Consider the following 14,969-nt stretch of genomic DNA (forward strand, 5'->3'; position numbering starts at 1 on the left):
ATTACGAAAAGAGTGAATATGAAAATTATATCAACGTCAATCATTACTTGTCCAAAATGCGGTTTTCAGAAAGAAGAAACCATGCCTACGGATGCCTGTCAATACTTCTATGAATGCGAGAACTGCTCCAAAGTATTAAAACCCAAAAAAGGTGACTGCTGCGTCTATTGCAGTTATGGTACGGTAAATTGTCCACCGATTCAGCAGGACAAATCTTGTTGCAATTGAAAGTACACATTTAATAAAGCAATATGCCTCCAGCAGGTTCCTTCCAGTCGGTCGTTCCTCCCTTCTTGCAGTCACCAGCTTCCGTCACCGCGCAGCAAGAGTAGCACCTTCTCTTCATTCCGCTAAAGCTCCATTCCGTTCAGTTGCCACACTTGCTTAACCAGCCGCACAAAACGCAGGAAAAGCGGTGTTCGTCTTCCTCCTTCGGCAAAGTATCATGCCAGGCCGTTTCTACAGCCTTCCACTAAGCGTTAATTTTATAAGGTGTTCCAGGCAGTATCACGCCCTACGGGTGCCTTTCAGGCAGCCTGTCATGCTACTTGCAGCTCAGTCGTCATCCTCACGGCAGCCTACTCTGTCCTGCTGTCCCGCTTCTTTACATTTCGTTGCGAGCCCTCACTTCATTCCATTCAGCCGGTCAGCAGTCCACCGGCTGCCCATAATTTTGCTCGCCTGCGGGTCGCTGCGGGCTGCGGGCTGTCATGTTTTTTGTATTCAGGGCGAATAGATTGATTTTCAAAGGTTGCCCTGAAATGCAACAAAAAAACACGCCAGCCCTTGTGTAAGTCCTTCCTCAAGCCTCGGCTCATTACGGTCTCCGCTAAAGCTCCGCCCTCCAATCGCCTCCATTTTCGTCAGTCCACATATGTCGCCCAGCCGCCTTCGTACCTCAGGCTTTAACTGTTCTCCACCCTTGCTCCACTCGCAGGTCGGCTCGCTAAAGCTTGTCTGGCGGTCCGCAATCCGTTCGTTCCTCACTCATTGCAGCCGCCAGCCAGCCGTTTGGCCGCAGGCGCTTTTTCCTGCGTTTCCCCCCAGACTAAGCATCTTATAGAATCACTAAAGATTTGTTAGAAGATCTATACTCCAAAGGTTTTAAGAAGCCTATCCGTTGAAATTAATACTCCTTACTTTAAAAGACAATCCCCTTCCTTCTAAGTACTGCACTTGTTCTCAGTCGGTTTTAAAGTATAGACTCCTGATTGAAATTCAGTTACAATTTGATTTAAAAACATTAAGCAAAGTTACACAGTGCGGAGATGAGTGCATCAAGGGTTCGCTTCGCCTGGGAATAAAAAAATCTCCAGCCCTTACGGGTAGTATTTTTTCTCCCAGCCCTGGCTGCAATCACTCCTCCTGTGAGTAGAGGCATAATGTTTAATCAAATTCTATCATTATGTTCAAGTCAATCTTCAAAGTTCGTCTAGGCAGTCGCTGGCTGTTCGTTGGTTTCCGCACCTCTGGTCATCCCTTCTTTTGTGGTGTTGTCCGGTCAGGTGTTGTAGATTATGTTTTCCGTTTCCTCTGGCTAGAGGTCTCGTTGTCAGAGCTTCCGTTTTAGGGGGCTCTTTTTTTGGAAAGCTTAATGATCTCTAAATCAATAGGAGGATAATCTTCCCTATTTTGCAACGATTGCAAAGTTTGCAAACCTTGCATTTTGCTTATTTCAATTAGATATGCCTGTTGATTCCATAGCTTTTGAAGCTGACATTGTCCAAATAATTAAGGAGCGATTTGCCAGATGGAATCTTCGTCCTCCAAAGAAAAATGATTTATCATCCTTGCTCACGGATTTCCTGACTATAAACGAAAAGCTCATCCGGTCAGTACCTCGTGAAGTGCTTTATAGTCCAGGCTTTCATGAATACCTTCAAACACTTCCTTCCCATCAAAAAGGGATCATCCAGTCGATTACAAAAAGACTAAAAGCAGGTGCTGACATAAATTACCATCAAAGCAAAAAGCTTCTACAATCGAAATTTCACGATCACCTGGTGTATGAATGGAAGATTCATCACCTACATTTATCCAACACCCGAAAAGCCAAATCTTACTTTGTAAAACCCGGGGATCAGTTGCTTTTTGTGTACATCGATGACAATATGGCCATCTTTTTAGGCATTGACCGCCATCGTCCAGGTGTTTTTGCTGACGCCAAATGGATTGAAATACTTCACGACCATTTTCCCGATACAATAGCTCATCTTAGACTTGATCACATTTCTGATGTGAATCCTAAGGTCAACGCGGAAGAACGTCAAACTCTTTGGGATAAAGGTTACACTCTAGGAATGACTAAAGTTAAAGACACTGTATACTGGAGTTCAGGAGTGGGAAGATCTACATCAGGCCATAGTATGATGGTGATGAAGCATGTCGGTCAGATTCTACGTTGGCACTGGAAAATAAAAGAGCAGTTCACCAACCACTTTGATTTAATCTGCGACTCTTTCAACTTCAACCCTTCAAAATCACGTTTCAAGGTTATCCTTGGCCAACAAACATTTGAGGTAGTTGAAATAACAACTCGATCCTCCATTCTTACTTGCCCAACATTCTTTGATATTGAGAATGAATAATTTTCTTGAAGGAGAAAAAACAAAAAGAGGCAAGCAAAAGTAGTCGGGCTCCGCACAGCCCCTCGCTTTGGTCTGCCAAGGTCAAGCCCTGCGGGTTTTGGATGAAAAATCTCCACCCTGCGGGTAGTATTTTTAATCCAAAAACCTTGTCAGTCCAGCCCCGCCCGCCTGATGACATGGCTTCTCTTTTCTTTTTTCGGTTTTCTTTTCTCTTAAAAAAATATTGATGGGGTTGATGCGGTGATGTGCCGCGGCCTGATCTCTGTAGCCACCTTTGAAGCTTCCGCAAACTTTGCAGAAATGCAAAAAGAGGGTCTTTTATAGTTGTTCTCCGTTTGCTCTTGAATGCCAAATAAAGCAAGGTTCGGCAGACGGGCGCAACCCACTCTCAACCAGCACTCTTTACCGCAATTTCACGTCATATTTGTAGTAAGGACAAGGCCGTACCAAGTCCGTGTCAAGTCCGAAAAATTTGTTTAACCCCATAAAAATTTAAAAGCCATGGGAAAAATTAATCAAGGAATCTTGGGAGGTGTGTCCGGACAGGTAGGAAACGTTATCGGTGGTACCTGGAAGGGCATTGACTACTTACGTATCAAGCCCTCAAGTGTAGCAAACCCTAAAACCCCCGATCAGGTCGATCAGCGAACCAAGTTCGTGACCGTATTGCGATTCTTACAGCCAATTACTGAGTTCCTCAAGACTGGCTTTAAGAAGTATGCCAGTGGTATGACCCAGTTTAACAGCGCAATGTCATACAACTTGAAAAACGCAATCACCGGAACTTACCCGAACTACTCCATCGACTACCCGAATGCGCTGGTGAGTCGAGGAAACCTTGCCGGAGGTGAAAACGGTGGAGCTGCTTCCACCAATGCCGCAGAGGTAGATGTGTCCTGGGATGACAACTCAGGCTCTGGAGGCGCTCAGGCAACCGATAAGGCACTTATCGTGATCCTGAACCAAACCAAGGGAGAAGCAGTGTACACCACTGCAGGAGCTGCCCGATCAGCCACCGCAGAAACCCTTACCGTGCCTTCTAACTTCACCGGTGATGATGTCGAAGTGTTCTTAGGCTTCATCTCTGAAGATGGCACTAAGGTCTCCAACAGCGCTTATTTAGGATCAGTAACTGTTGCTTAATACTGGTTGATGTTGCAGATGTCGGGAACCGCTTCCACTTGGAAGCGGTTCTTTTTTTGCCTATTATTGAAGGTAGAAGCTCTTTTAAAATATTTCGTGCTCTCAGGTCAATTGTGGCAATTGAAGGTTTCCAGCTTTCATACTGGATTCAAAAAATAAATCAATTGCTTATGGACAATTTAATTCTGACTTGCATTCTTACAGCGGGGCTCTTCGTGCGGAAACCAGAGAATGTTACAAAAGACCTTTGAGCGGAATACGAATGAGCCAGGGGGTGCAACTCCCCCTACCTCCGCGCCATTTCCCACTAATTTCCTTTCTTTACCGTGTGTTTTCTGAAGGCATCCCTTTTTTTGTTGCCCAATTGTTGCCCGTTTCAGGAAATTCGCTCTGAACGGCTTATATAACAACAGGTTCAGAAAACTCGTTACTTTTTGTATCGGGAAGTAAGACTCTGACTCATATGCTCTTATTCGTTTCGGTTAGTTAAATTGTCACGCGATGAAATCGCGCGCTGGCTGGGATGGGAAACAATTATTTATACCATATAAAATGAGAAAGCCAATACCCGATGATAAAATTCAAAAAATAGATAAGCCATGGTAGATGTTATAGAGATAAGGAGGTTGCACAAAGATTTGATCAAACATCTTTCCAGTCGAGATGAGGAGCCACTAGTGAAAGACTATCTTGATTACGTTGAATACGAATTAGAAGATTACATTGACCCTTCTGAGTCGAGCAACCTGGACTTTGTGAGCGAGGTTCCATTTAGATTAAATAGGTATTTACAGGAATTCAATTTCAATGAAGAGCTTACTCATGAAATCAAATTTTATATAAAGAAAATGATGAAATATATCTAAACACTTATGAACTAACAGATTCTTCTTAGGTAACTCCTAAGATTAACCAACCAAAACATTCCCAGGGAAGAGATACCATTCGGAGACGACTCGTTCGGAAACAATTTCACAATCTCGACCAGAGAAGAAGACTATGGCAAAGTCTATTATTGGGAAATGGATGTAGGTGAGCTTAGAAAAAGTTTAGCTGGAAACTCTTTGGAAGAGTCCTTTTGAAGTTTTGTGTCAGATTTCTCTTCTACTCTGGCAATGATTTAGCACGCGATGAAATCGCGCGCTAGCGGGGGCTTTCTTCTTATAAATTTGGAAAGCAAATGGATAAGGGATGGATAAAATCAAGATTAGAAAAACTAATTGGTGACGACTTTATGCTACTTGATGAAATTTCCAATAATGAAATTACTCCAATTTTGGCAAAAGTTAATAAGGACGGAAAAATACTTTACCAGCAATTAAATGATGAAGCAAAAATTGTAAATACTAATCTAAACTTATGAGAGATACTAATTTGAATTACGATTATTTTCTGAAAGCACTGAAGAAGAAAGTGAAATTCATAAATGGTTATGAGGAAATGGTTTCTCAAGACGAGAATGAGAAGAGAAACCCAAATAGGTACTATTATTTAAGAAAGTGGTATTATGATCAGTTTATTTTAGAGTATTCTATGGGAATGTTTCAGTTCTCTTTTAGTTGGCCAAGATATTTCAAGGCTTTTTTGAATATGAGCCCGGATTTAATAAATTATAATACACTTCTTCAAAGTATTGCTTTAGGTGTGCTTTTCCAAGCTCCATTAGAAGAACTTTTAAAGATAAAGGAAAAAGCCATAGAAAGACGAGAATACGATGATGCATTAAGGCTTTTAACTTCACTAGATCCAAATGAAACTTCTCAAATGCGGGCAATTATACCTGAGAATAATGATCTGATCCAGGGAATGGAGACAAAAAATCCTCAATTCATAATGAACTACTTAAATTCCTGGTATAGAAGTAATGAAGGTGAATATTGGCACGGTGAACACACGGATCCTGAAGGATTGGCCTATATCGGGTATTGGTGTATTGAAGCCGCAGCTGCCGTGAAGAAATTCAATATTCCGTACGATTTAATTCGCAACCACAAATATTTTCCAGTGGATATGGTGGAGATGTAGGTAGATACTGTTTAAAGAGGTGCAATATGGCGCCTCTTTCATTCTCCTTAAGTCAGGAAACCATAACATACTGTCCTCATATTGTCCCGGAAAACCCTTTCAACACTGTATTCCAGTAGCATACACTTATTGTATCGGGAAATAAGACACTGACTCATAATGTCTTATTCGTTTCAGTTAGTTAAATTTTCACGCGATGAAATCGCGCGCTAGCGGGGGGGAATTAACCAAAGAAATGTACGTTTTTAATAAAGTGATTGAGTCAAAACAGAACTTCACTAGGGCTGAACTTAAACATGCCCTGGAGTATATTAATGAGGGAGTCCGTGAAAAATTTGGCCTTGAACCTGTTGAATTATCTTTGGAAGAGATTCCAACCGTCAGACCGAAAATTAAAATTGAAAAAATCCTAAATGCCAAATAAATGATATCAAAAGAAAAAATACACAGCATAGCTCTAGAGTACTTAAGAAAGAAGCAAAGATCCTTTCTTGAATTAAGCAAACCGGAGGAAGTTAGGCTTAGAGAAGATCATGAAATACTTTATGGTGACCGAGCTGGTGAGCGTACAGATCTATTCATCGTAGAATATACTGTACAAGTTGGCCTTTCGGAAGAGGGTGTACTAATTTATATCGATGCCTACACTGGAGAAGTGCTTTATTCAATGTCTGCCACTTCCTGGATTGAAGATATTGAGAGATCAAATGAATAAAGTTATAAGTTACGTAACGTTAACTATCATTTGATATTCAGGAAGAGTACTTTAAATATGTCTTGGAAGAAGAAGTTTATGAGTTCATTCAGGATGAGGATCTAGGTGAGGCCGAAAAGCTCGCTGAAGCACTTTCAGAAAAACTCGGTGAGGACTATATCGTTACAGCAAAGCTTGAGGATTGGTAGACCTTGAGGTTGTAAACTCACAGTTTTCCTTTATAGAGCGAGAAGTGAATAACTAAGAAGAAATCATATAATAATTTACGGCTTGACTGTGAGTATAGAGGTCAAATGTTTTTCAGGAAATATCTCCATTTGTCCAATATTGTTGTAGACAAACAAACAGTCAATCGTTCCTTTTTTGTCCCTCTAAAATAACTACCCCCTCATTTTCAAATATCTACATTTATTGTATCGGGAAGTAACACTCTGACTCATACGCTCTTATTCGTTTCGGTTAGTTAAATTGTCACGCGATTAAATCGCGCGCCAGTGGGGAAGCTGACTCCTCCACAATCCCAATCTCCTCCTCCGTCAATCCATAAAGCTCATAAACCATCTCGTCAATTTGCTCACCGCAGATTTAATTTTCTTGACCTTGTCAGCGAATCTCCCTTCACTCCCACTTCCTCCACCACTCTTCAAAAGTTTGAGTGCTGTCTTTTAGGTAAACCATTTCTCCGATTTTGGGGGTCATCACTGGGAGACTGGCTTCTTGTTCAGCGATCATTTTTAGCGGTTCGTTCCAGGGATGGGCAGCCAGCGCAAACTTGGAGTTGTGCACAGGAAAAACCCGATTCGCTGAGAGCTCACCTGCTGCAGTGAACAACTCCGTGGGATGAAGGTGAATGTTCTGCCACCTTTTGTTGTACTGCCCCTGCTCGAGAATGGCCAAATCAAACGGTCCGTATTTTTCACCCAGCTTCTTGAAAAATGGATCGTGACCGCCATCGCCTCCAATGAACATTTTGAATGCATCCGATTGCAAAACATAGGAAGCCCACAGCGATTGATTTCTCTTCAGTCCTCGACCGGAAAAATGGCGTGCCGGAGTGGCTGTCAGTTTCATCTGGTCACCCAGGTCGATGTCATCGTACCAGTCGAGCTCGGTGATCATGGAGTTGTCGTAGCCCCAGAACTCGAAGTGCTGCCCCACGCCCAATCCACAAATGACTTGTTTCACTTTGCCGTTAAGCTTCAGAATTGTCTGGTGGTCGAGGTGGTCGTAGTGATCGTGCGAAATGATCAGGTAATCGATTTCGGGCAGGTCTTCTGTGACGTAGAGGTCGGTACCTTTAAACGCTTTGTTGGTAAAAGAAAAAGGCGCTGCATAACCACTAAAAACCGGATCTACTAAAAACGTTTTCCCGTCCAGTTGAATGTAGTACGAAGAATGGCCAAACCAAATCAGCACGTTTTCCTGTCTGCTCAAACTTTTGATGTCCGACTTTTCGAACTCGAGGGAATCGTCCGGATTGAGATTTTCCTTTTTGGAAAAGGCGAAATCGAGCATGGTCATAAAACCACTTTTGTCTGATGTGAACGTAGGTGTCTCACTCAGGTTTTTAAACTCTCCATCCCGATAATTTGGCGATGCTTTTATTCGCTCCAGCCTTTCGCCCTTTGGCAACTGCCCAAACTGTGGTTGATTTAGGATACCGATCATAGCTACAACTAGTAAAATTGCGAAATCCAACAGCAGAAGAAGAGCACGTTTCCATTTGCGAGATTTCATGACGTTAAATATCGTTTTTAATTATTGGCTCTGGTAGTTCATTCACAAATATTGAGTCTAAACTATCGTCCGGTCACAATGTTAACTTTGGCACCTGAAGAACCAGAAAAAATTTAAACCACAGCATGAACAAAATAGCACTTGTAACCGGGGGCAGCCGTGGTCTTGGGAAAGACATGGCGCTCAACATTGCCAAAAAAGGAATCGACCTCGTTATCACTTATCACAACAATGAAGAAGGTGCTAACAAAACTGCACAGGAAATAAAAAAACTCGGTCAGGAAGCACATGTTTTTCAACTCGACACGCGTGATGTGAGCAGCTTCGATCACTTCCTCAAAAACATGAGCTCCACTTTGAAGGAAAAACGCGGTAGCGAAAAGATCGATTTCCTGGTCAATAATGCCGGCATCGGGATTTACAAGCCTTTCAGCGAAACCACCGAAGAAGATTTTGACGAATTGATGAACACCAATTTCAAAGGTGTTTATTTCCTCACACAAAAAGCGCTGGAATTCATGAATGACGAAGGCAGAATCATCAACATCTCCTCCGGTCTGGCACGTTTTTCACTTCCCGGTTCTTCGGCTTACGGACCGATGAAAGCTGCGATAGATTCTTTCACGCGCTACCTGGCAAAAGAACTCGCTCCGCGAAAAATCCGCGCTAACGTGGTAGCTCCCGGAGCCATCGCCACAGATTTTGGCGGAGGCGAAAACCGCGACAACGAAAAGAAACGCGAAGTAGTGGCTGCCAACACAGCTTTGGGTCGTGTTGGCGAGCCCGAAGACATCGGTGGTGTGGTGGCCTTCCTCTGCACCGAAGACGCACGTTGGATCAACGGACAGCGGATTGAAGCTACAGGTGGGATGATGCTTTGATTTTCGACAGCATTGACAAAATCCTCAACTCTACAAAAAAAGCGCAGCGGGCTTTCAGCTTAACTGAAATTCCCACTGCGCTTCTAGTCTAATCAAAGGTTGGTCTTATTCGACCACAATAAATTTACCTCTCATCATCATGTAGTGTCCTGGGAAACTACAGATGTACCAGTAGGTTCCTGCTTCGGGCGCAGTAAAGGTGATGGTGTCTTCCTGTCCTCCACCAAGCATTTTGGTGTGGGCAATAATTTGACCCTCCATAGATTTCGGAATGTAGCCATTGTCTGGAGCTTCTGATGCTGCCAGAGCAAACTTGTCCAGATCAGCTCCCTGCTTCATTAGCACCCAGTTGTGCCCCATTGCTTTGATGTCCTGTTTTCCAACGTGCTTCAACGTGAGGGTCACTTCCTGACCAGCTCTCGCATACATTTCGCGTTTGTTGTACTTCATTTCATCGTTGCCTTCGATGGTCAGCTCAATAGCTGGACCCTCGGGAACCTCAACTTTTGGCTCCTCTTCTTTTTTCGGCTCGGCTTTTTCAGTTTTTGCTGGTTTCTGCTGAGTTGTTGTTTCCTCTTTTTTTGCCTTGTCAGATTCCGATGATCCCCCACCACATGATGCGAGAATGAAAGTAGCGCTGAGTGCGGCAAAAAGAAATAATTTCAAATTTTTCATTGCTATTTATTTTTCTTTAAAAAGTTGGTTTCTAAACTTCTGGTGTGGTAACCAGTAAGACTTAGTGATGTTCTTTGAGTTTTCGATGATTCTTGAACACCTAAAAAAGTCTCCGCAGTTACCTGACCTTCTGATTTAATTTAACGCAAAAGTAGAGGGCAACTCTTAAGGAAACACTAACCCAGATTAAGGTAAAACATGACATTGGTCAGAATTGGAAGAAGGATGAATAATGGTAGTGACCAAAAGCCTTTTGAACTCAGCCGCCTTTCATCCAAAATTGATCTTCCCAGCCGTTGTCGCTCACTCCATCGGAGTTGTGTCTTTTTTCGATTTCCGAAAGCTCGTCCTGAGATGCGGCATCCTGAACTTTATTGAAAAGCTTGCGCTCTTCGAACCGAATGTGATCGTTGAGTAAATCGGCAAACTCCAGCAAATGGCTGTAATCCATTTCATCTTCAGACATCATTCTTTCAATCTGGCGATGCTCTTTGAGGGCCCTTTTGACAAGAGGATCTGCAGCACCCAAAACCGGAAAAACCCATCTCTCTTCCATCTGGAAATGGTCGGTAAGAAATTTCTCGTAGAACCAGTTGACGTAGGCTGCTATTCTTTTAGATTCAATGCTTTTAGAAACGCCCTGTTTAATCTTCCAGCTGAGAAGTAATCCGTGGTGGTGCTCTCGGCTGAGCGGCTGCAGTTCTTCAAATCTTTTTATGGGTTTGTTTTTCATAGCCCTACATTTTCAGTGAAGTAGATCTTAAGTTAAAAAATCACCAAAACAATTTTCCATGGATCAGGTAACTTTCACTACATTTCTATTCCTTTGATTGTTGACCTTTGGTAGAAATCAATCCCTCGACCCATGAAAACTCTCGGAATGATCGGTGGCACCTCCTGGCACGCTACTATTGAGTACTATCGATTTATCAATGAAGGCGTGGCCAGGGAAATCGGCACGCAGGGAAATCCCCCACTCATCATCCACAGCATCAACATTGAGGTGATGCGATCTCAGGACAAGGACAGAATAGTTTCGACTTACACAGATGTGGCTAAAAAACTTGAAGCTGCCGGAGCTGAAGCCATTGTGATTTGTGCCAACACCCCGCACCTGGTTTACAAAGAAGTGCAACCGCAGATCACAATTCCCTTTTTGCACATCGCCAGAGCCACTGGCAAAGAGGCCCAAAAACTGGGACTCAAAAAGCTCGGCATCCTCGGCAACAAGCCCACAATGACCGGCAACTTCATCCACAACATTATCGAAAATGAGTTTGAAATTGACCTCATCACTCCGCAGGGTGAGTCGCTAGATCGGTCGCACCACTTCGTTTCAAAAGAGTTGACACAGGGCGAATTCACCAAAGAGGCCCGCCAGTTTTATAAACGCGAAATTGAAAATCTGCAAAGCCGCGGTGCAGATGGAATCGTTCTGGGCTGCACCGAGCTGCCGATTTTATTGAAAGACCAGCAAAGTGAGATTCCGCTCCTTTCAACAACGCACCTGCACGCTCAAATGGCTGTGGATTTTATTTTAGGTCACTGACGGGAAAACAATCTGCGCTCTTAGGACTTGTCTAGTTAAAAGACAAAATCATTATGAGCAATAGTTGGAATTGGAAAGAAGCTCCCCTACAGACAGGAAAAATCGCGGTTGTGACAGGAGCCAACACAGGGCTTGGTTTTGAAGCCACAAAAGCACTAGCAGAAAAAGGAGCCAAAGTAATCATGGCTTGCCGAAACATGGATAAGGCTAAAGCTGCACAGCGCGAACTTCTGTTGGAAAATCAGGGGTTACTCCTGGAGCCTATGGAACTCGACCTGGCGGACTTTGAATCAGTGAGAGGGTTTGCTAAAAACTTCTCATCTAAATACGACAGTCTTGATTTGTTGATCAACAATGCCGGAGTGATGATGCCGCCTTTCACCAAAACCAAAGACGGCTTCGAGCTGCAGTTTCAGGCCAACTACCTCAGTCATTTCTTGCTCACAAGCCTGCTGCTGAAAAACCTCGAAAATGCCGAAAACGCCAGAGTGATTTCTCTGGCCAGCCTGGCCCACATGTGGGGCGACATTCAATTTGACGATTACAATTTTGAGAAAAAGTACGACAAGCAAAAGTCCTATGGGCAAAGTAAACTGGCATGCCTGATGTTTGCTTACGAATTTCAGCGCAGGCTTCAGCGCAAGGGTAGTTCGGTGATTTCACTGGCAGCTCACCCAGGAGTTTCCGACACGGAACTGGCCCGCCACATGCCCAAATGGATGCGCGTAATCATGCCATTGGTGATGCCACTTTTTGCTCAAAAAGCAGATAAAGGAGCGCTTCCTCAAATCCGTGCAGCTCTGGATCCTACGCTTTCAGGAGGAGAATATCTGGGACCCGATGGTTCTGGCGGGAGAAAAGGAAAGCCGGTGGTGGTAGACTCCTCAGAAACTTCTAAGGATGAGAAAAAAGCAGAGAAGCTTTGGGAGCTGTCTGAAAAGCTCACGGAAACAGAAGTGTTTGAAAAAGTGTCAGTCTGAGACCGAAAGCTGACATCAAAAAGTTTCCACAGATCTGTTGACAACAAAGACTTTCAAAAACTATCGAAAATCTTACCTTTTGCGAGATCAAAATGGTAAAGGAAAATGAAACTAAATTTCTATGGAGCTGCCGGTGAGGTGACTGGAAGTAAACACCTCATCACTCTTAGCAGCGGAAAGAAAGTGCTTCTCGATTGTGGTTTTTTTCAAGGGCGTGGTGCCGAGAGTGCACAACGCAATCGCCACTTCGATTTCGAGCCAGAGGAAATAGATTACCTGATTCTCTCCCATGCGCACATCGACCACTCAGGGAACATTCCGCTACTTGTGAAAAATGGCTTTCGCGGTAAAATTTACGCCACTCCTGCCACTTTCGATCTTTGTAAAATCATGCTGACCGACAGTGCGCACATCCAACTTTACGATGTGAAGTTTATCAATAAGCGAAGAGCTTCACGCGGCATGGATCCGATCGAACCACTCTACGACCAGGCAGATGTGGAGCGATGCCTCAATCACTTTGTAACCATTCCTTATCTCGAAGAATTTAAGATTGATGATGAAGTGAAAGTGAAGTTCACAGATGCCGGCCACATCCTTGGCGCAGCGGCTGTTAATCTGACAATCAAAGACAACAACAAAACCAAGAAACTCACCTTTACGGGAGATGTGGGGCGCTATATCAATAAAATTTTAAAAAAACCACAACCGTTTCCTCAGGCTGACTACATCATTTGCGAAAGCACCTATGGCGACCGACTGCATGAATCTATTAAACAAGCGAAGGAAAGCCTCCAGAAAGCAGTAGAGGAAACCTGCGTGATGAAAAAAGGCAAGCTCATTATTCCTGCCTTTAGCATTGGTAAAACCCAGGAAATGGTTTTCACTCTCAACAAGCTCGAGCTGGAAGGAAAGCTGCCAAAAGTCCCCGTGTTTGTGGATAGTCCACTCGCAATCAATGCCACCGAAATAATGCGCAACCATCCTGAGTGTTTTGGCAGAGCCACGTTGAAGTTTATGGAAAAAGACCCCGACCCGTTTGGTTTTCAAAGCCTCACCTACGTTCGAGAGGCTGAGGATTCCAAAAAACTAAATGCCCTAAAAGGACCGGCCATTATCATCTCGGCTTCGGGAATGGCCGATGCCGGAAGAGTGAAGCACCACCTGGCAAACAGCCTTGGTGATCAAAAAAACTCAGTTCTCATAATCGGCTACAGTGAGCCTTCATCGCTTAGCGGAAGACTCCTGAGAGGCGACAAGCAGGTGACCATTTTCGGCAACGAAATAGATGTGAAGGCTGACATCTACAACATCGACTTTTTCAGTGCCCATGCCGACAGCAACGAGCTGATTCAATTCTTATCGTGCCAGGACCCATCTCTCGTTAAACGTGTATTCCTGGTGCACGGCAATCCTTCTGCATTGGACAACTTGCGCGACAATCTCAGAGAGAAAGGATTTTACGATGTCACAGTGGCCGAAAGGAAAGTCACATACGATATTTGATCATTTTTTCTTTGGGAAAATTTGATTGCAATTAGCTTTGCTCTACTTTCACATTTCCAAACCAAAATCAAAAGACATGAAATCGCGTACTTCTTTTTTCACCATACTTTTTGCACTGGCATTTTTCACTTTTACATCTTGCTCTGAAGGTGGCTCTGGCGAATCAGATTCGAATGACGAGTCAACAAAAACAGAAAATACCGAAGCGAGCTCAAAGGAAAAAAGTAAAACAGAAGAAATGCTCGAAAAACTGAGCTCCTCAGAGTATTCTTCTGAAGATATGCAGAGCGACTCCTACGCGATAGTAACTGCATACCTGACACTCAAAAAATCGCTGGTAAGCTCCAATGCAGAATTTGCTCAGGTAGCGGGCACCAACCTTGCTGAAAAAATCGAAGACAATGAAGACCTGGCTGAAGTAAAAACACAGGCAGAAGAAATTTCAAATCTCAAAGACATTGAAAAGCAACGCGAGCTTTTTCACAGCATTTCGCAAGAGATGTATACTTTCTTGAAGCAAAATCCGATTGAGGGCAAAAAGCTCTATCACCAATTCTGTCCAATGGCTTTCGACAACCAGGGTGCTCACTGGATTAGCGAGTCGAAAGAAATTCGCAATCCCTACTTCGGGGACAAAATGATGAAGTGCGGCAAGACGGAAGAAGAACTTTAATCGAGGCCCTGGCGATTTCAAGTGCTGCAATGTTTTGAAGTTAAGTTAAAGCAAACTTTATTTTAACTTTGAGCTGAAACAATTTCAGTCAGCACATGCGTTTGAATACAGTTATGCCTTCTGCTCTGAAGAAACATTACAGAGTGGAGTTATCGGGCTACAAGTTGGCAATTGACAAGAATAATTTTCAACTCGCCTGGAGACATCTGGAGCGTGCTCACGTTCTTGGCCAGGCTTATCCTTTGGAGCATTCTTTGGCCCACTGGAAAATGCTCAAGTTCGGTTTCCGAATAAAAAATACCCGAGAAATTTTGGGTCAACTGCCCCGACTCTTGGTTGGAGGTGTGAAATCTTTCGTGGGAAAAATTCCTGTAGGCAATACCGGAGGAGCAAATGTGCCACCTCTAAAATCGCTACCTATCGAGCCGGACCTTGCAAAAATCTTTCAAGAGGCAGGCGTCCAATAGATTAATTCTCAAAAAACGAAACAAGTCGTA

General features: G+C 43.6%; 19 protein-coding genes. 16 read left to right on the forward strand and 3 right to left on the reverse strand.

The genetic code is table 11. From position 1 onward, the window contains the following. Positions 1-18 precede the first annotated feature (18 nt). The 10 genes from ABHV44_RS04915 to ABHV44_RS04960 all read left to right on the forward strand — a co-directional run bounded on the left by ABHV44_RS04915 (position 19) and on the right by ABHV44_RS04960 (position 6,659). Positions 19-228: a GDCCVxC domain-containing (seleno)protein gene (locus tag ABHV44_RS04915; RefSeq protein WP_151166731.1), complete on the forward strand. Its 210-nt coding sequence runs from the start codon at positions 19-21 to the stop codon at positions 226-228. 1,457 nt (positions 229-1,685) lie between these two features. Then, entirely contained in the window at positions 1,686-2,588 is a 903-nt protein-coding gene (locus ABHV44_RS04920; RefSeq protein WP_459073544.1) for a hypothetical protein, read from the forward strand. Positions 2,589-3,089: 501 nt separating this feature from the next. Further along, entirely contained in the window at positions 3,090-3,731 is a 642-nt protein-coding gene (locus ABHV44_RS04925; protein WP_459073545.1) for a DUF6266 family protein, read from the forward strand. 599 nt (positions 3,732-4,330) lie between these two features. Beyond that, the gene (locus tag ABHV44_RS04930) at positions 4,331-4,597 is read left to right on the forward strand and encodes a hypothetical protein (protein WP_459073546.1); all 267 of its coding nucleotides are present in this window, start codon (positions 4,331-4,333) and stop codon (positions 4,595-4,597) included. Positions 4,598-4,654: 57 nt separating this feature from the next. Then, positions 4,655-4,813, forward strand: coding sequence for an SMI1/KNR4 family protein (locus ABHV44_RS04935; protein WP_459073578.1), 159 nt, complete (start codon positions 4,655-4,657; stop codon positions 4,811-4,813). Between the two features lie 98 nt (positions 4,814-4,911). Next, positions 4,912-5,094, forward strand: coding sequence for a hypothetical protein (locus tag ABHV44_RS04940; RefSeq protein WP_459073547.1), 183 nt, complete (start codon positions 4,912-4,914; stop codon positions 5,092-5,094). Next, on the forward strand, positions 5,091-5,756 hold the full coding sequence (locus tag ABHV44_RS04945) for a PoNe immunity protein domain-containing protein (RefSeq protein WP_459073548.1): 666 nt from the start codon (positions 5,091-5,093) through the stop codon (positions 5,754-5,756). Before ABHV44_RS04940 ends, ABHV44_RS04945 begins: the two co-directional genes overlap by 4 nt. Positions 5,757-5,952: 196 nt before the next feature. Then, the gene (locus ABHV44_RS04950; protein WP_459073549.1) at positions 5,953-6,180 is read left to right on the forward strand and encodes a hypothetical protein; all 228 of its coding nucleotides are present in this window, start codon (positions 5,953-5,955) and stop codon (positions 6,178-6,180) included. Continuing rightward, complete coding sequence (locus ABHV44_RS04955; RefSeq protein WP_459073550.1) at positions 6,181-6,471, forward strand: hypothetical protein; 291 nt, start codon at positions 6,181-6,183, stop codon at positions 6,469-6,471. 62 nt (positions 6,472-6,533) lie between these two features. After that, on the forward strand, positions 6,534-6,659 hold the full coding sequence (locus tag ABHV44_RS04960; protein ID WP_459073551.1) for a hypothetical protein: 126 nt from the start codon (positions 6,534-6,536) through the stop codon (positions 6,657-6,659). A gap of 430 nt (positions 6,660-7,089) precedes the next feature. On the opposite strand, the gene ABHV44_RS04965 is transcribed toward ABHV44_RS04960, so the two are convergent. Continuing rightward, positions 7,090-8,208 (reverse strand): MBL fold metallo-hydrolase, encoded by a 1,119-nt coding sequence (locus ABHV44_RS04965; protein WP_459073552.1) that lies wholly within the window; start codon positions 8,206-8,208, stop codon positions 7,090-7,092. A gap of 125 nt (positions 8,209-8,333) precedes the next feature. Here ABHV44_RS04965 and ABHV44_RS04970 point away from each other — a divergent pair, with 125 nt between their 5' ends. Then, complete coding sequence (locus ABHV44_RS04970; RefSeq protein WP_459073553.1) at positions 8,334-9,089, forward strand: SDR family NAD(P)-dependent oxidoreductase; 756 nt, start codon at positions 8,334-8,336, stop codon at positions 9,087-9,089. Positions 9,090-9,194: 105 nt separating this feature from the next. Here ABHV44_RS04970 and azu read toward each other — a convergent pair whose 3' ends face one another. Both azu and ABHV44_RS04980 read right to left on the reverse strand, forming a co-directional pair. Next, the gene (gene azu / locus ABHV44_RS04975) at positions 9,195-9,764 is read right to left on the reverse strand and encodes an azurin (RefSeq protein WP_459073554.1); all 570 of its coding nucleotides are present in this window, start codon (positions 9,762-9,764) and stop codon (positions 9,195-9,197) included. Positions 9,765-10,023: 259 nt separating this feature from the next. After that, positions 10,024-10,497 carry a hemerythrin domain-containing protein gene (locus ABHV44_RS04980; RefSeq protein ID WP_459073555.1) on the reverse strand — a complete coding sequence of 158 codons (474 nt, stop codon included), beginning with the start codon at positions 10,495-10,497 and terminating at the stop codon, positions 10,024-10,026. Between the two features lie 132 nt (positions 10,498-10,629). On the opposite strand from ABHV44_RS04980, the gene ABHV44_RS04985 reads away from it, so the two are divergent. The 5 genes from ABHV44_RS04985 to ABHV44_RS05005 all read left to right on the forward strand — a co-directional run bounded on the left by ABHV44_RS04985 (position 10,630) and on the right by ABHV44_RS05005 (position 14,939). Continuing rightward, entirely contained in the window at positions 10,630-11,313 is a 684-nt protein-coding gene (locus tag ABHV44_RS04985) for an aspartate/glutamate racemase family protein (protein WP_459073556.1), read from the forward strand. Between the two features lie 53 nt (positions 11,314-11,366). Beyond that, positions 11,367-12,293: an oxidoreductase gene (locus tag ABHV44_RS04990; RefSeq protein WP_459073557.1), complete on the forward strand. Its 927-nt coding sequence runs from the start codon at positions 11,367-11,369 to the stop codon at positions 12,291-12,293. A 105-nt stretch (positions 12,294-12,398) separates the two neighbouring features. Beyond that, a complete protein-coding gene (locus tag ABHV44_RS04995) occupies positions 12,399-13,799 on the forward strand; it encodes an MBL fold metallo-hydrolase RNA specificity domain-containing protein (RefSeq protein ID WP_459073558.1) in 1,401 nt (466 codons plus the stop codon). A 76-nt stretch (positions 13,800-13,875) separates the two neighbouring features. Beyond that, positions 13,876-14,472, forward strand: coding sequence for a DUF3347 domain-containing protein (locus ABHV44_RS05000; protein WP_459073559.1), 597 nt, complete (start codon positions 13,876-13,878; stop codon positions 14,470-14,472). A 95-nt stretch (positions 14,473-14,567) separates the two neighbouring features. Continuing rightward, positions 14,568-14,939 (forward strand): DUF3703 domain-containing protein, encoded by a 372-nt coding sequence (locus ABHV44_RS05005; protein ID WP_459073560.1) that lies wholly within the window; start codon positions 14,568-14,570, stop codon positions 14,937-14,939. The last annotated feature ends 30 nt before the right edge of the window (positions 14,940-14,969 follow it).

The organism is Halocola ammonii (assembly GCF_049334165.1).
GTDB lineage: Bacteria > Bacteroidota > Bacteroidia > Flavobacteriales_D > Sanyastnellaceae > JBEGHD01.

Excerpts from the sequence above, each read along its gene's own strand:
- ABHV44_RS04915 (WP_151166731.1), top strand. The coding sequence starts at position 19 with ATGAAAATTATATCAACGTCAATCATTACTTGTCCAAAATGCGGTTTT.
- ABHV44_RS04920 (WP_459073544.1), top strand. The coding sequence starts at position 1,686 with ATGCCTGTTGATTCCATAGCTTTTGAAGCTGACATTGTCCAAATAATT.
- ABHV44_RS04925 (WP_459073545.1), top strand. The coding sequence starts at position 3,090 with ATGGGAAAAATTAATCAAGGAATCTTGGGAGGTGTGTCCGGACAGGTA.
- ABHV44_RS04930 (WP_459073546.1), top strand. The coding sequence starts at position 4,331 with ATGGTAGATGTTATAGAGATAAGGAGGTTGCACAAAGATTTGATCAAA.
- ABHV44_RS04940 (WP_459073547.1), top strand. The coding sequence starts at position 4,912 with ATGGATAAGGGATGGATAAAATCAAGATTAGAAAAACTAATTGGTGAC.
- ABHV44_RS04945 (WP_459073548.1), top strand. The coding sequence starts at position 5,091 with ATGAGAGATACTAATTTGAATTACGATTATTTTCTGAAAGCACTGAAG.
- ABHV44_RS04950 (WP_459073549.1), top strand. The coding sequence starts at position 5,953 with ATGAAATCGCGCGCTAGCGGGGGGGAATTAACCAAAGAAATGTACGTT.
- ABHV44_RS04955 (WP_459073550.1), top strand. The coding sequence starts at position 6,181 with ATGATATCAAAAGAAAAAATACACAGCATAGCTCTAGAGTACTTAAGA.
- ABHV44_RS04965 (WP_459073552.1), bottom strand. The coding sequence starts at position 8,208 with ATGAAATCTCGCAAATGGAAACGTGCTCTTCTTCTGCTGTTGGATTTC.
- ABHV44_RS04970 (WP_459073553.1), top strand. The coding sequence starts at position 8,334 with ATGAACAAAATAGCACTTGTAACCGGGGGCAGCCGTGGTCTTGGGAAA.
- azu (WP_459073554.1), bottom strand. The coding sequence starts at position 9,764 with ATGAAAAATTTGAAATTATTTCTTTTTGCCGCACTCAGCGCTACTTTC.
- ABHV44_RS04980 (WP_459073555.1), bottom strand. The coding sequence starts at position 10,497 with ATGAAAAACAAACCCATAAAAAGATTTGAAGAACTGCAGCCGCTCAGC.
- ABHV44_RS04985 (WP_459073556.1), top strand. The coding sequence starts at position 10,630 with ATGAAAACTCTCGGAATGATCGGTGGCACCTCCTGGCACGCTACTATT.
- ABHV44_RS04990 (WP_459073557.1), top strand. The coding sequence starts at position 11,367 with ATGAGCAATAGTTGGAATTGGAAAGAAGCTCCCCTACAGACAGGAAAA.
- ABHV44_RS04995 (WP_459073558.1), top strand. The coding sequence starts at position 12,399 with ATGAAACTAAATTTCTATGGAGCTGCCGGTGAGGTGACTGGAAGTAAA.
- ABHV44_RS05000 (WP_459073559.1), top strand. The coding sequence starts at position 13,876 with ATGAAATCGCGTACTTCTTTTTTCACCATACTTTTTGCACTGGCATTT.
- ABHV44_RS05005 (WP_459073560.1), top strand. The coding sequence starts at position 14,568 with ATGCGTTTGAATACAGTTATGCCTTCTGCTCTGAAGAAACATTACAGA.